Here is a 13,668-nt window from a genome sequence, read left to right as displayed (position 1 = left end):
CCTGCTGCTCGCGCATCGTGTCGAGTGACAAGCGAATGTGATGGTTAAGACGGGAATTAAACTCTCGTAAAGCCGGATCGACCATGTTAGCCGGCAGTGGATGGGCGGCGTGGGGCCAGCTAGTCGGACCGATTTATTGCCGGTAACACGCCTGATTGTCATCGTCTTGATGCTGGGAAGTTTTGCGCTTGCCTTTGCCCAACTGGTGCGCCAGTCGGAACAGACGAGTTTGCGACCCCAACCCACGGCTTCACGCTGCGGCGATGCCGCCGGCACGCCATGCCCGCAACGGGCGTTGTGAATTCGCCAGGCACTTCCCGCGATACGAGAGGCCGGTGCTTAGCGCGCCTGCAGCAGATGGCAGCCGGCCTGCCGCTTTTGTGCGAGATACTCGTCGATAAGCTGGCGGTAGCGCACCTTGCCGAAGCTCGGGAAGTGGCCGCCATGCACGACGGCAACATCGAGCTCGCGCATCCGCAGCAGCGTCTCGACATAGTCGTCGACAGCGGAATGATAGACATCGTCGATCAGCGGGCCGTCATAGACGATGTCGCCGGAAAGCAGGATGCCGGTCTTCCTCTCGTAGAGCGCGATGCCACCGGGTGAATGGCCTGGCGTGTGGATCACCTCGAAGGCACGGTCGCCGAGATCGACGAAATCGCCTTCTCCAAGCAGACGATCGGCCGGCGCCGGCCGGATCCGGTAGCGCGTGGCATCCCAGCCCTGCGGCATTGCGTCGAACATGGCGTCGGTCGCGTAGCGGTCGGCGACCGTCCATTCATTGCGCGGGTCGGCGAGGATTTCTGCTTCGGCCGCGTGCACGCAACGGTCCGGAAATTCATGATGGCAGCCGATATGGTCGAAATGCGTGTGGCTGGCCACGCAAACGAGTTTTCGCTCCGTCACCAGCGGGACGTGGCGCCGCAGGCTGAAATGGCCGAGGCCGGTGTCGAACAGAAGATCGCGATCGCGGCCGCGCACATGCCAGATGTTGCAGCGAAAGAACGGCTTGATCCACGGCTCGTGGATCAGCGTCACGCCATCGCTCATACGGATGGCTTCATACCAATTCGGTGCGTCGATGATCGGAAGCGTGCCCATGGCTCAGCCCGCCAGAAGAATGACATCGCCAGCGTCGCACGAAACCGCAGAGATGTCGCCCGGCTGGACGACCGCAGCAGCGGGAACCCTGGCGATGAAGTGCAGCGCCGGGTCTTTCTCGGAGACAGCAAGCACGCGCTTGAAGCTGCCCTGAAACACCACGTCGCTCACCTTGGCCGTGCCGAGCCTTACCGCGCCGCCGGTTGTGCCGAGGACAAGGTGCTCCGGACGAACGGCGAGGGCGACAGTCGTTCCGGCCGGCAGTGTGCCGGTTAGCGAAAGCGCTCCGATTTGGGTCGCGACAGTGATTGTTCCGTGCTCCGCCGCCGTCACCGTTCCCGATATCAGCGTGCTCTCACCCATGAAGGTTGCGGAAAAGCGCGTCGCCGGCCGCGCATAGACGCGCTCCGGCGGCCCTTCGTCCTCGATGCGCCCGTCATTCATCACCACGCAATGGTCGGCCAGCGCCATCGCCTCTTCCTGGTCGTGGGTGACATGGATGAAGGCGGTGCCGACGCGTTTCTGGATCGCTTTCAACTCGTCCTGCATCTGCCGGCGCAGTTTTAAGTCGAGCGCGCCGAGCGGTTCGTCGAGCAGCAGCACGGCCGGCTCGACGACAAGCGCGCGAGCCAGCGCGACGCGCTGCCGCTGGCCGCCGGAAAGCTGGTGCGGCTTCTTGTCGAAGGCGGTGGCCAGCCCGACCAGCGCCAGCGCCTCGCGCGCCCGCGTGGTCCGCGTCGCGGCATCGACGCCTTGCATGCGCAGGCCGAAGCCGACATTGCTGCCGACGCTCATGTGCGGAAACAGCGCATAGTCCTGGAACACCGTCGTCGTCGGGCGCTTCGCCGGCGGCACCGCGGTGCAGTCCTCGCCGCGGATCAGCACCTTGCCTTGGCTCGGCGTGACGAAGCCGCCGAGAATGGACAAAAGCGTCGTCTTGCCGGAGCCCGACGGGCCGAGCAGGATGGTGTAGCTGCCCGGCTCGATTTGCAGCGACACGTTCCTCAGCACGGTGTGCTGGCCGAAGCGATGCGAGACCGCGCGGACATCGACCAGTGGCGCGGTCATGCCGGCTTCCTCCGCAACAGCATCAGTTCAAAAAACACCACCAGCACGATGGAGACGGCGAAGACCAGCGAGCCGACGGCGTTGGTCTTGGGATTGAGGCCGGAGCGCAGCAGGTTCCAGATCTCGACCGGCAGCGTCGTGTCGAAGCGCGTCAGCAGGAACGAGATCACGAATTCGTCCCAGGAGAAGGTCATCGACAGGAAGAAACCGGCGAAGATCGCCGGCGCCATGACAGGCACGGTGATCAGCAGCAGCACCTTCCATTCGGGCGCACCGAGGTCGCGCGCGGCATGCTCGATGTTGATCTGGTGGTCGCCCATCTGGCTGTAGATGATGGCAAAGCAGAGCGGCAGGTTGATCACGACATGGCCGATGCCGGCAGCAAGCAGCGACTTCGGTATGCCGGCCCAGTTGAACAGCACCAGCAGCCCCATGCCGATGATGAGATAGCTCACGGTCAGCGGCAGCGTGATCAGCCCGCGCAGCAGGGCCGAGCCCGGCAGCGCGAAACGGGCAAAACCCCAGGCAGAGAGGAAACCGAGCGTGACGGCGGCAGCCGAGGAGAGGGCCGCGACTAGCAGCGAATTGATCAGCGCCGAGGTCAGCCGCGTGTCGGCGAGCACGGCGTCGTACCAGCGCAGCGACGGTCCGGTGAATGGCGGGATCGGAAACGACGTCGCCTGCAGCGAAAACAGCACCAGCACGACCACGGGCAGGAAGATGAAGCCATAGATGGCGACGGCGTAAAACCAGGAGACGATGCGGACAAGGGCACGCACAGTCAGGCCCGCTCGATCTTGAGCCAGCGGGCGCAGGCGAGATAGGCGATGGTGACGACCGCCATCAGGATGATCGACAGCGCCGAGGCGAGCGGAAAATCGCCGCGCCGGCCGATCTGCATCATCACCAGCTGCGGCATCAAAAGCTCGTTGTTGCCGCCGAGGATCTGCGGCGTGATGTAGTCGCCGATGCACAGTACGAAGGTGAGGAAGGCGCCGACCATGATGCCGGGCAAGGTCAGCGGCAGGACGACATGCAGGAACGTGCGGACCGGCCCGGCGCCGAGATCGGCGGCTGCCTTGCGGTAGCTCGGGCTGAGCTGCTTGAGATTGGCGAAGATCGTCAGCGTCAAAAGCATGACGAAGAAATGCACGAAGCCGATGACCGTGGCCAGCCGCGTGTTGGCGAGCTGCAGCGGCTCGCTGAACAGGCCGGAGCCGGTCAGCGCGCGGTTGATCACGCCGTTCTGCGCCAGCACCAGCAGCCAGGAATAGGAGCGCACGACATAGGAGGTCCAGAACGGCAGCACCGCCAGCATCAGCGCCAGCCGCTGCCAGCGTTCCGGCACCTGTTCGGCCAGGATCCAGGCGAAGGGGTAGGCGAGCAGCACCGAAATCACTGTGACGATCACGGTGACCTGCAGCGAATTCACCATCGCCTGCCAATAGGCCGGGTTGGTGAAGAATTGGCTGTAGTTGGCAAGCGTAAAGCCGCCGCCGTCATGCGCCGTCAGGCTGGAAAACCCCATGGCGACGAACGGCAGCACGAAGAACAGCAGCGTCCAGCCGAGCGCCGGCGTGACCAGCGCCCAGCGCAGGGCACGGCCCGTCCGAGGCAGGGCATAGCCCGCCCGGGGCAGGGCACGCCCGCTGTTCGTGGCAGAGTTCACGACCGGCGACCGGTCACTGCGCCTGCAGCATTTCGGTCCAGACGTCCTGCATCTTCTTGTCGAGATCGGCATCCGGCGCCGGGTAGGGCTGGGCGCGGGCGAGGAAATCCGGCTGCTCGTCGAAGCGCAGGATCTTCTTCTGTTCATCGGTCAGAGCCGCCTTGGTATTCGCCGGCATGCCCCAATAGCAGGCAGAGGTGGCAAGCCGCGCCTGGCCTTCAGGGCTCATGATGTACTGGATGAATTTTAGCGCCATGTCCTTGTTTTTGGAATCCTTGAACATGGCCAGCGACTGCGACCACAGCACAGCACCTTCTCTGGGGATCGAGAAGTCGAGGGCAGGGTTCTCCTTGGCCAGCCCGGCCGTCACCCATTCGCCGCCGCCGACCAGAATGTCGACCTCGCCGGTCGCCAGCGCGGTCTGGCTGGCGGTCACTTCGCCGACCAGCTTGGCATTGGCCTTCATCTTGAGCAGCTCTTGCTTGATGGCCGGAAGGTCGGCTTCGGTCAGCTCGGCGGTCTTCTTGCCGATCGCCAGCGCTGCCATGCCGATGACCGGCAGGTAATAGTCGTAGATGGCGATCTTGCCCTTGTATTTGTCGCCTGTCAGCGCGGCCAGCGACTGCATGTCGGCCGGATCGACCTTGGTCTTGTTGTAGCCGATGGTGTTGTAGCCGAATTTTTCGGTGATGCCGTAGCGCTTGCCGTCGACCACGGTGGAGCTGTCCATCTTCACCTGGGGAAAGAGGTCGGCCAGCGGCAGCTTGTCTTCCGGCAGCGGTTCGAACAGGCCCTTTTCGACGCCGCGCGGTATGTCGATGCTGTCGATCACCATCACGTCCCAGTCGCCGGGCTGCGACTGCTCGACAATGGCCATGCCGGCGCCGGTGCCTTCGAATTCCTTGACATTGACCTTGACGCTATTGGCCTCGAAGGGCTGCAGCAGCGCCGGGTCGGCGTGATCGCACCAGATCAGAGCGTTGAGATCGGCGGCCTGAGCGAAGCTGCCCGTCGCCAACAGCAGCGCTGTCGCCGCACATGCGGCGTGGAGGTGGCTCTTCAGAACGGAAAGCGGCTTCCTGGTCGCTGGATTCGGGGTCTTTGGATTGATGGGCATCGAGTGTTCTCCCTTGCCTTTCTGGCTGGCGAAAAATTGAACCAATTCTAAAATTGAGTCAATTCCGTTTTTATGGCAGATAGCCGTCATGAGCGGATTGCGGGCAAGGCAAAAGGCGGATCGGCATCGCCGCATCATCGAGGCGGCGGCGGCGCTTTTTCGCGACACCGGCTATGAAGCCGCCAAGATCGAGACGATCGCGGCGCAGGCGGAAGTCTCGGTCGGCACGATCTACAACTATTACCAGAACAAGGGCGACATCCTGGGCGCCATCGTCTCGATGGAGGTCAACGAGGTGCTCAATGCCGGGCGCGGCGTGGTTGCCAACCCGCCGGCCAATGTCGGCGATGCGCTCGACACGCTGCTCGGCATCTATATCGAGCATTCGCTGCATTATCTCAGCAAGGAGATGTGGCGGCAGGCGATGGCGATCTCGACACAACTGCCCGACAGCCCGTTCGGCCAGGCCTATACCGCGCTCGACCGGGCGCTGACCGAGCAGATCCGCGCGCTGATCGCCCGGCTGCAGGGGCTCGGCCTGGTCCGCCGGGATATCGATGGACACTCCTTGGGCGAACTGGTGTTCAACAACATGAACATGATGTTCATCGAATTCGTGAAGCGCGATGAGGCGAGGATTGCCGAACTGCGCGCCGCGATACGAAGGCAGAACCGGATTCTGGTGGCGGCGATCGCGGCGTGAGGGCTCCCGATGGGATTTCTGATGGCCCGGACGCCGCCAGGCCGCAATCGCGCCGGTTCAATTCCGCTGGTGGGAGCACTTCCGCTGTCGACTACATCGGCGGTGTTCTACCGAGCATGCCTGGGTGGCCGCGCACGTGGAAACGGCACGACGGTCAAGGGCGCCTTACGGAATTCGGCGATGGCTATTTCTTCAATCAGCAAGTCCAGTGCCTCGCTGACGCGCTGGCTCGTTTCATCCATGCCGCAGAGCCGGTTTTGGGCGCACTCCAAGAGCTCGCGCGCCGCAGCGAAGTCGCTTCGCATGACACCACCCGTCGTTTAGCCCACCGCCCGGACATTGTCAGCGCGCTAAATTGAGCGATTGCTAATATACACAGGGGCATTTTAATCGAATGGCATTAATGGCCGGGAGCGGGAGATGCCGGCCGGTCCGCATCCCTGTTGCATCCATTGGTTCTCATGCCACGGACCGGAGGCATGGCGCTTTGCTTTGCGAAACGCGGGGGTTTAGTCTCGATACGATCTTGGGCGGCTTAGAAATTCTCTGGCGGCAGCAATCTGGCGTCGATGCTCGCGAAGGAAGGTCAGGCTGAAACAGATCGAAAAGGCCACTCCCGAAAGGGCTATCGTTGCTTGCGAGGTCGGATCTGGATCGCGAATCATCAGGAAGCGGAAACCGAACGCCAACGCGAGGGCAGCAAGACCACCATACATGCCACCGATAAACGGGGCGATCGTGCGTTTCTGCTCCAACGGCGACTCCTATGGTTTCCACTGCGGAATACCTGTGGTTCCTGCTACGGGATACCTATGCTCCACAAGGGGACTACCTGTGGTCCGCTAGCGAATATATCCGTTGAAGCTGATGGGCTATGGCCGCGGCCTGTGGAAATCGGGGATGAGCAGGTTTCGACCGACCCTGGCAGGTAATCACAAAAAGCCGGTTGTTTGCTGCCCCCGGACGGCGTCTGTTTTCAATAGCGATAGATGTAAGCCGGCCTCCTGAAGCCGCGCTTGCACTTCACCTCTTCCTTGTATTCATCGCCCTCCCAGTTGCGCTCAATCTTGCAATTGCCGCGCCGAAATTCTTTTTTGTAGCTGTAGCGTTCGCGCTTCCGCTCATAATCATCTTCGTCTTGGTAGCGGCCCTGCCATTTGCCATGACCGCTCTCGTCCTTCCACGGATCGGCAGCGGCCATGCTGATGCATCCGGCCATTGCAATGCCGCCCAGGAGGGTGACGAGCACCTTCATAGGCGATCCTCCTTTGCTGGTCTGCGCAACTGATTGAAACTCCGTCGAAGATTTCTGTTGCGTGGGCCGCTTTGCAGAGTGTGGACGGCCGTCCACGTTTTCATCAAGCCCGGAAGCTCATGCCGCCGGGCCCGATATCCGATGTCACAATCAGCCGCCGTTAGCAGGTGCTGCCGGAGCAGGTGCTGCCGGAGCGGGTGCTGCCGGAGCAGGTGCGGCCGGCTCTGCCGGAGCGGGCGCGGCTGGGGCAGGTGCGCTCGGCTCTGCCGGAGCGGACGCGGCTGGCGCTTCGACGTTGGGCGCTTCGACCGTAGGCGCTTCAACCTTTACGTCGACGTCCTTTCCGGTGCCCCCGCCGTTGATGTTGATAACGCCGGTGAACAACAGCAGGATCACGATTGCGATAATTGCGAGAACGACGGCGACAGCGGTGCCGGCGCCATTTCCGCCTGAGTTAACAACGGTGGGACCGTCAGCCATGACTATCTCCTATTCTCAATTATCACTGGTCGGCAACGGGACCGGCGGGCACTTAGTTCCGGCGCCGGGCTATGGTCCATGACGCAGTAAGACTGAAGTCTGTGCGTTAAAGACAGAGGGCTGAGGCTGGCAACCAAGATCTTGGCAAAGGATTGGTATTTGGCCGCCGAGCAAAGTCCCTTCATCGGTGGTTCCGGGTGGCCCCGCTGTATACTCATCGGCGGGCACCCGATGTGGCACCCTAACGGCGGAATGAACTGTGACCCTTATCCAGAGCCAACAGAATGCCGATGCGGTCGCAAGCCGACCCGCCAATGACAATCAAACTCCTGACCCAACGGACTTCTCGGCGGTTGATCTTGTTTCATCGAGCGACGACGACGTCGTTGCAATCGTCAGGCGAACAGAGCGCCTGGCCCTCGCCGTGATTATAGTAATGGCGATCTTCCTGATCTTTGCACCGGTATTCTTCATTGCCATGATGTATGGGATCTAGAGGTCCCGATTAGCCCCTTGCCCCCCTCGCGCAGCGCGGCAAAATCCGAAAGGCCAGCCTCATTCAAGACGACTGGCTTTGGTGCCCCCGGACGGAATCGAACCGCCGACCTTCGGTTTACAAAACCGCTGCTCTACCAGCTGAGCTACAAGGGCACGGCGCTCCGGTTAGCATATTTGGTGCGCCAGTAAAGACAAAACTCCGTTTTGAGCGCGCCGGAGCTGCCGGCGCAGGCATCCTGAAAACGGCCAATTGGCTTCCTATATCGTTCGAAGGTGCAATCGCATAGGCGAGGGTGTCGCATGATCAGACTTGTCGTCATTGCCCTGATCGTCGTCGTGGCCTGGTTTCTCCTGGTGAAGCTCATCAGGCAAGTGAAGAACGCCAACATCGACTGGACCGGTATCGCCACCATCATCGGCTTCATCGCGCTCGCCTTCTGGCTGCGTCATATCACCGGCATGGGCTGAGGCCTCCCGCCGCCGAACTGTCGACCGGCGCTCCTCGCCGGTCGTTATTACGCGCCTGGCGCAAACCTGTTCAGAAAAATCGAAAAAACCGTCGAACCTTTTTCCTTGCTGCCACGACAGATGCTCAAGAGGCGGATGGATCGCCTCTCCAGCAAGGAGATCGTCATGTTCAAGCGCACCATCGTTTCCGGCCTCATCGCCACCACTGTCGCCGCCGCCATGCTGGCCGGCTCCGTTCAGCCTTCGGCCGCCCATCACAAGCACCATCACAACAAGCACCTTGGCATCGGCATCGCCGCCGGGGTCGGTGGCTTCCTGCTCGGCACCGCGCTCGCCCAGCCGCGCACCGTCTACATCCAGGAAAATGGCGGCTCATGGCACGTCCGGCGCTGCCTCAACCGCTATCAGAGCTACGATCCGTACTCCGACACCTATGTCGGCTACGACGGCTATCGTCACCGCTGCCGGCTTTGAGAGGACCCGTTCAGGCAACCGGAAGAAGGGGCACCCCACGGCCCCTTTTTCTTTGTCTGGAGGGTTGCCCGCTCGCGCTTATGGCGTCAGGCCTTAGCCGTCCTGCCGCCGATCATCTTCGTTACCGCCGCTGCCGCATCGCGCACCAGCGGGCCGATCTCGGCCAGCCGCTCCGGCGTGACCCGCACCGTCGGTCCCGAAACAGACACGCCGCCGATCGGCTCGCCGAACTCGTTGAAGATCGCCGCGGCAACGCAGCGCATGCCGGGGTGCCGTTCCTCGTCGTCGACCGACCAGCCGCGCAGCTTGATCGTCACCAGATCACGGGCCAGCGCCGAGATGTCGGAAAGCGTCTTTTCGGTGAAGCGCTCCAGCCCGGTCCGGCGCAGGACGGCGCCGACGCGCTGCGGCTCGAGATGCGCCAGCACCGCCTTGCCGATGCCCGATGCATGGAAGGAGCTGCGCGTGCCCGGCCGGAAGAAGGCGCGAATCGCCTGATGCGTCTCGACCTGGCTGACGAAGACGACGCAGTCGTCCTCGGCGACGCCGAGATTGGCGGTCTCGCCGGTCTTCTCCATCAATTCCTGCATGACGATGCGGGCGCGGTCGACCAGCTTGCGGCGGCGCAGGAACGCCGCGCCCATGCGATAGGTCTCGACGCCGATCGACCACAGCTGGTCGGTGCTGTCGAACTCGACCATGCCGTGGTTTTCCAGCGTCGTCAGCATGCGGTAGGCGGTGGAGGCGGGGAGGCCGCTCTGCGCGGCGATCTCGCTCAGCGACAGGCCGCTGCCTTCGGCGACGATGGCCAGGATGCGCAGCGCCCGGTCGAGCGACTGCACCGAAGTCGCCTCGGCCGGACCGTGGAAGGCGCGCGGCCGTCCGCGCTGGCGTTTTTCGGCGGTCTCCATAGTGGCATTCTTGCCGATTTCGCCAAATGCGCAATGAAAAAGTTTTTCACTGATTTGGCCAACAAGTTTTGTGGAAAACAGAAAAAGCTATGAAATCATGACGTAGAAGCCGTTTCTTGGAAATGAAAAAATATTCTGAAAAAATTGAAAAATAAGTGGCGCGCTGCCATTCTCGGCCATCAACAATTCCGTGGAGGCTGACATGGCCAGGATGCGCGCAGTCGACGCAGCGGTTCTCGTTCTGGAAAAGGAAGGCATTTCTTGCGCCTTTGGAGTGCCGGGTGCTGCCATCAACCCGTTCTATTCGGCGCTGAAGGCGAGGGCTACGATCCGCCATATCCTGGCGCGCCATGTCGAGGCGGCCTCGCACATGGCCGAAGGTTATACCCGCGCCAGATCAGGCAATATCGGTCTGTGCATCGGCACGTCGGGCCCGGCCGGCACCGACATGATCACCGGGCTCTATTCGGCCGCGGCCGATTCCATCCCGATCCTCTGCATCACCGGCCAGGCGCCGCGGGCGCGTCTCAGCAAGGAGGATTTCCAGGCCGTCGACATCGCCGCCATCGCAGCACCCGTGGCCAAATGGGCGGTCACCGTGATGGAACCCTATCTGGTGCCTATGGCGCTGCAGAAGGCGTTCCACCTGATGCGCTCGTCGCGGCCGGGGCCGGTTCTCATCGACCTGCCGGTCGACGTGCAACTGGCCGAGATCGAGTTCGACATCGACGCCTATGAGCCGCTGGTGCCGTTCAAGCCGGCAATGTCGCGCGGCCAGGCCGAGAAAGCGCTGAAAATGCTCAACGCGGCGGAAAGACCGTTGATCGTCGCCGGCGGCGGCATCATCAATGCCGATGCCTCGGATCTGCTGATCGAGTTCGCCGAAGTCACCGGCGTGCCCGTGATCCCGACGCTGATGGGCTGGGGCGCGATCCCCGACGACCACCGGCTGATGGCCGGCATGTGCGGGCTGCAGACTTCGCATCGTTACGGCAACGCGACGATGCTCGAGGCCGATTTCGTCTTCGGCATCGGCAACCGCTGGGCCAACCGCCACACTGGCTCCGTCGACGTCTACACCAGGGGCAGGAAATTCATCCATGTCGACATCGAGCCGACCCAGATCGGCCGTGTCTTCGCGCCGGACCTCGGTGTCGTCTCGGATGCCGGTGCGGCGCTCAAAATGCTGCTCGACGTCGCCACCGAATGGAAGACGGCGGAAAAACTGCGCGACTGGTCGGGCTGGGCCAGGGCATGCCAGGGCCGCAAGAAGACGATGAAGCGCAAGACGCATTTCGACCAGGTGCCGCTAAAACCGCAGCGCGTCTACGAGGAGATGAACAAGGCATTCGGCCGCGACACCACCTACGTCACCACGATCGGGCTTTCGCAGATCGCCGGCGCCCAGTTCCTGCATGTCTACAAGCCGCGCAACTGGATCAATTGCGGCCAGGCCGGCCCGCTCGGCTGGACGCTGCCGGCCGCACTTGGCGTTCGCGCCGCCGACCCGCAGCGCAACATCGTGGCGCTGTCCGGTGACTATGATTTCCAGTTCATGATCGAGGAACTGGCGGCCGGCGCGCAGCACAAATTGCCCTATATCCATGTCGTCGTGAACAATGCCTATCTTGGCCTGATCCGCCAGGCGCAGCGCGGCTTTTCGATGGATTTCGAGGTCAGCCTCGCCTTCGAGAACGTCAACCGGAAAGACGATCCAGAGGCTGGCTACGGCGTCGACCATGTCGCTGTCGCCGAGGCGATGGGCTGCAAGGCGGTCCGGGTGCGCAGGCCGGAGGAATTCGCCGGCGCCTTCAAGCAGGCGCAGCGCCTGATGAAGGAGCACCAGGTTCCGGTCGTGCTCGAATTCATCTTGGAGCGCGTCACCAACATTTCGATGGGCACCGAAATCGACAAGATCACCGAATTCGAGGACCTTGCCGAACATCACGAAGACGCGCCGACGGCGATCGTCATGCTGGACTGAACGGAGAAAAAAGAATGCCACGGTTTTCAGCCAATCTTTCGATGCTCTTTGGCGAGCACGATTTCCTCGACCGCTTCGAAGCCGCCGCCCGCGCCGGTTTCAGGGGTGTCGAATATATCGGCCCTTATGACCATGCGCCCGATGTCGTTGCGGCGAGGCTGAAGAAGAACGGCCTGACGCAGGTGCTGTTCAACCTGCCGGCCGGCGACTGGGCAAAGGGCGAGCGCGGCATTGCGGTGTTGCCGGATCGTGTTCCCGAGTTCCGGCAAGGCATCGCCAAGGCGATCACCTATGCGCAGGCGCTGGGTTGCGAACAGGTCAACTGCCTCGCCGGCATCGCACCGCAAGGCGTCGAGCGTTCGGTGCTGGAGGACGTCTTCGCCGAGAACCTGGCTTTCGCGGCCGAGAAGCTGGAGCAGGCCGGCGTGAGGCTGCTGATCGAGCCGATCAACACCGGCGACATTCCCGGCTTCTTCCTCAACTATTCGGACCAGGCCCTGGCGCTCATCGACCGCGTCGGCTCAAAAAACCTGTTCCTGCAATACGACATCTATCACATGCAGATCATGGAGGGCGATCTCGCCCGCACCATCGAGGCAAACCTCGACCGCATCGCGCATATCCAGCTGGCGGACAATCCCGGCCGTCACGAGCCGGGGACGGGCGAGATCAATTTTCCTTTTCTATACAGTCACATCGACCGCATCGGCTATACCGGCTGGATCGGGGCGGAATACAAGCCGAAGGGCGGGACGGAAGCCGGGCTGGGCTGGTTCCGGGAGTTTGCAGGGCAGGCGGCGGCGTAGGGGACGTTTACAATTGACGTCGAGTTCCGTCGCGCCCCCCTCTGGCCTGCCGGCCATCTCCCCCACGGGTGGGGAGATCCGCAGTTTCGGCCTCGGCTTGTAACTTTCTAAAACCTCGTAGATTGGCGAAAGCGGCGGTGACATCCAATCTCCCTCCCTGTGGGGGAGATGGCCGGCAGGCCAGAGGGGGGCGCGACGGAACGCGGCCTTAAAAGAACGGAGAACAAAAATGGACATTATCGGCTTCATCGGCCTCGGCATCATGGGCACGCCGATGGCGGGGCATCTGCTCGACGCCGGCTACACCGTCGTCGCCAGCGACCATCGCTCGAAACCGCCGGCCGATCTTGTCGCCAAAGGTCTAAAAACCGTCACCGGCCATCACGCCGTGGCAAAGACGGCCGAGATCATCATCACCATGGTTCCCGACACGCCTGAGGTGGCCGACGTGCTGTTCGGCGACAACGGCGTCGCCTCGGGTTTGACCGCGGGCAAGCTGGTCATCGACATGAGCTCGATCTCGCCGATCGAGACCAAGGTTTTCGCCAGGAAGATCAACGACCTCGGCGGCGACTATCTCGATGCGCCGGTGTCGGGCGGCGAGGTCGGCGCCAAGGCCGCGTCGCTGACCATCATGGTCGGCGGCGAGGAAAAGGCCTTCGAGCGCGCCAGGCCGGTGTTCGAAAAAATGGGCAAGAACATCACGCTGGTCGGCCCCAACGGCGTCGGCCAGACTACCAAGGTCGCCAACCAGATCGTCGTCGCGTTGACCATTGAAGCGATCGCGGAAGCGCTTGTTTTTGCATCGAAAGCCGGCGCCGATCCGGCCAAGGTGCGGCAAGCGCTGATGGGCGGGCTGGCGGCCTCGCGTATCCTCGAAGTGCATGGCGAACGAATGATCAAGCGCAGCTTCGCGCCGGGCTTTCGCATCGAGTTGCACCAGAAGGACCTTAATCTCGCTCTCGAAGGCGCCAAGACCCTCGGCGTCGCGCTGCCCAACACCTCGACCACGCAGCAATTGTTCAACTCCTGCGCGGCCAATGGCGGCGCCAAGGAGGATCATTCGGCGCTGGTCAAGGCGCTGGAGCGAATGGCGGGGCAGGAGTTAGGGGAGTAGGGGAGTAGGGGAGTAGG

16 protein-coding genes and 1 tRNA gene are annotated in these 13,668 nt (G+C 62.5%); 7 read left to right on the top strand and 10 right to left on the bottom strand.

The window, feature by feature from the left end:
* Window positions 1–339 precede the first annotated feature (339 nt).
* The 5 genes from AC0L3D_RS34450 to AC0L3D_RS34430 are packed head-to-tail and all read right to left on the bottom strand — an operon-like array spanning window position 340 to window position 4,955.
* Window positions 340–1,101: an MBL fold metallo-hydrolase gene (locus tag AC0L3D_RS34450; RefSeq protein ID WP_287229009.1), complete on the bottom strand. Its 762-nt coding sequence runs from the start codon at window positions 1,099–1,101 to the stop codon at window positions 340–342.
* A 3-nt stretch (window positions 1,102–1,104) separates the two neighbouring features.
* A complete protein-coding gene (locus AC0L3D_RS34445; protein WP_473647308.1) occupies window positions 1,105–2,169 on the bottom strand; it encodes an ABC transporter ATP-binding protein in 1,065 nt (354 codons plus the stop codon).
* Window positions 2,166–2,948: an ABC transporter permease gene (locus AC0L3D_RS34440; protein ID WP_473647307.1), complete on the bottom strand. Its 783-nt coding sequence runs from the start codon at window positions 2,946–2,948 to the stop codon at window positions 2,166–2,168. Before AC0L3D_RS34440 ends, AC0L3D_RS34445 begins: the two co-directional genes overlap by 4 nt.
* A gap of 2 nt (window positions 2,949–2,950) precedes the next feature.
* Window positions 2,951–3,838, bottom strand: a complete 888-nt coding sequence (locus tag AC0L3D_RS34435; RefSeq protein WP_287237647.1) for an ABC transporter permease — start codon at window positions 3,836–3,838, stop codon at window positions 2,951–2,953.
* A 13-nt stretch (window positions 3,839–3,851) separates the two neighbouring features.
* Window positions 3,852–4,955, bottom strand: a complete 1,104-nt coding sequence (locus tag AC0L3D_RS34430; RefSeq protein ID WP_473647306.1) for a polyamine ABC transporter substrate-binding protein — start codon at window positions 4,953–4,955, stop codon at window positions 3,852–3,854.
* 88 nt (window positions 4,956–5,043) lie between these two features.
* Between AC0L3D_RS34430 and AC0L3D_RS34425 the strand changes: the two genes are divergently transcribed.
* A complete protein-coding gene (locus AC0L3D_RS34425) occupies window positions 5,044–5,658 on the top strand; it encodes a TetR/AcrR family transcriptional regulator (protein ID WP_473647305.1) in 615 nt (204 codons plus the stop codon).
* A 509-nt stretch (window positions 5,659–6,167) separates the two neighbouring features.
* Here the strand turns inward: AC0L3D_RS34425 and AC0L3D_RS34420 are convergent.
* From AC0L3D_RS34420 to AC0L3D_RS34410, 3 genes are all read right to left on the bottom strand, one after another.
* A complete protein-coding gene (locus AC0L3D_RS34420) occupies window positions 6,168–6,413 on the bottom strand; it encodes a hypothetical protein (protein WP_128246547.1) in 246 nt (81 codons plus the stop codon).
* A gap of 221 nt (window positions 6,414–6,634) precedes the next feature.
* Window positions 6,635–6,913: a hypothetical protein gene (locus tag AC0L3D_RS34415; RefSeq protein ID WP_128246546.1), complete on the bottom strand. Its 279-nt coding sequence runs from the start codon at window positions 6,911–6,913 to the stop codon at window positions 6,635–6,637.
* Between the two features lie 150 nt (window positions 6,914–7,063).
* Window positions 7,064–7,393, bottom strand: a complete 330-nt coding sequence (locus tag AC0L3D_RS34410; protein ID WP_023798135.1) for a hypothetical protein — start codon at window positions 7,391–7,393, stop codon at window positions 7,064–7,066.
* 259 nt (window positions 7,394–7,652) lie between these two features.
* Here AC0L3D_RS34410 and AC0L3D_RS34405 point away from each other — a divergent pair, with 259 nt between their 5' ends.
* The gene (locus tag AC0L3D_RS34405) at window positions 7,653–7,889 is read left to right on the top strand and encodes a hypothetical protein (RefSeq protein ID WP_023798134.1); all 237 of its coding nucleotides are present in this window, start codon (window positions 7,653–7,655) and stop codon (window positions 7,887–7,889) included.
* 79 nt (window positions 7,890–7,968) lie between these two features.
* Here AC0L3D_RS34405 and AC0L3D_RS34400 read toward each other — a convergent pair.
* A tRNA-Thr gene (locus AC0L3D_RS34400) sits at window positions 7,969–8,044 on the bottom strand.
* A 147-nt stretch (window positions 8,045–8,191) separates the two neighbouring features.
* Between AC0L3D_RS34400 and AC0L3D_RS34395 the strand changes: the two genes are divergently transcribed.
* Both AC0L3D_RS34395 and AC0L3D_RS34390 read left to right on the top strand, forming a co-directional pair.
* Window positions 8,192–8,359 carry a hypothetical protein gene (locus AC0L3D_RS34395; protein ID WP_084646825.1) on the top strand — a complete coding sequence of 56 codons (168 nt, stop codon included), beginning with the start codon at window positions 8,192–8,194 and terminating at the stop codon, window positions 8,357–8,359.
* Window positions 8,360–8,524: 165 nt separating this feature from the next.
* The gene (locus AC0L3D_RS34390; protein WP_128173261.1) at window positions 8,525–8,833 is read left to right on the top strand and encodes a BA14K family protein; all 309 of its coding nucleotides are present in this window, start codon (window positions 8,525–8,527) and stop codon (window positions 8,831–8,833) included.
* 86 nt (window positions 8,834–8,919) lie between these two features.
* Here AC0L3D_RS34390 and bhcR read toward each other — a convergent pair whose 3' ends face one another.
* Entirely contained in the window at window positions 8,920–9,744 is an 825-nt protein-coding gene (gene bhcR, locus AC0L3D_RS34385) for an HTH-type transcriptional regulator BhcR (RefSeq protein ID WP_473647304.1), read from the bottom strand.
* A 202-nt stretch (window positions 9,745–9,946) separates the two neighbouring features.
* Here bhcR and gcl point away from each other — a divergent pair, with 202 nt between their 5' ends.
* From gcl to AC0L3D_RS34370, 3 genes are all read left to right on the top strand, one after another.
* Entirely contained in the window at window positions 9,947–11,728 is a 1,782-nt protein-coding gene (gene gcl / locus AC0L3D_RS34380) for a glyoxylate carboligase (protein WP_473647303.1), read from the top strand.
* A gap of 14 nt (window positions 11,729–11,742) precedes the next feature.
* Entirely contained in the window at window positions 11,743–12,534 is a 792-nt protein-coding gene (gene hyi, locus AC0L3D_RS34375) for a hydroxypyruvate isomerase (protein ID WP_473532142.1), read from the top strand.
* Window positions 12,535–12,763: 229 nt separating this feature from the next.
* A complete protein-coding gene (locus AC0L3D_RS34370) occupies window positions 12,764–13,651 on the top strand; it encodes a 2-hydroxy-3-oxopropionate reductase (RefSeq protein ID WP_473647302.1) in 888 nt (295 codons plus the stop codon).
* Window positions 13,652–13,668: the final 17 nt, after the last annotated feature.

The organism is Mesorhizobium sp. WSM4837 (assembly GCF_055811435.1).
This window is presented reverse-complemented; position numbering and strand designations above follow the sequence as displayed.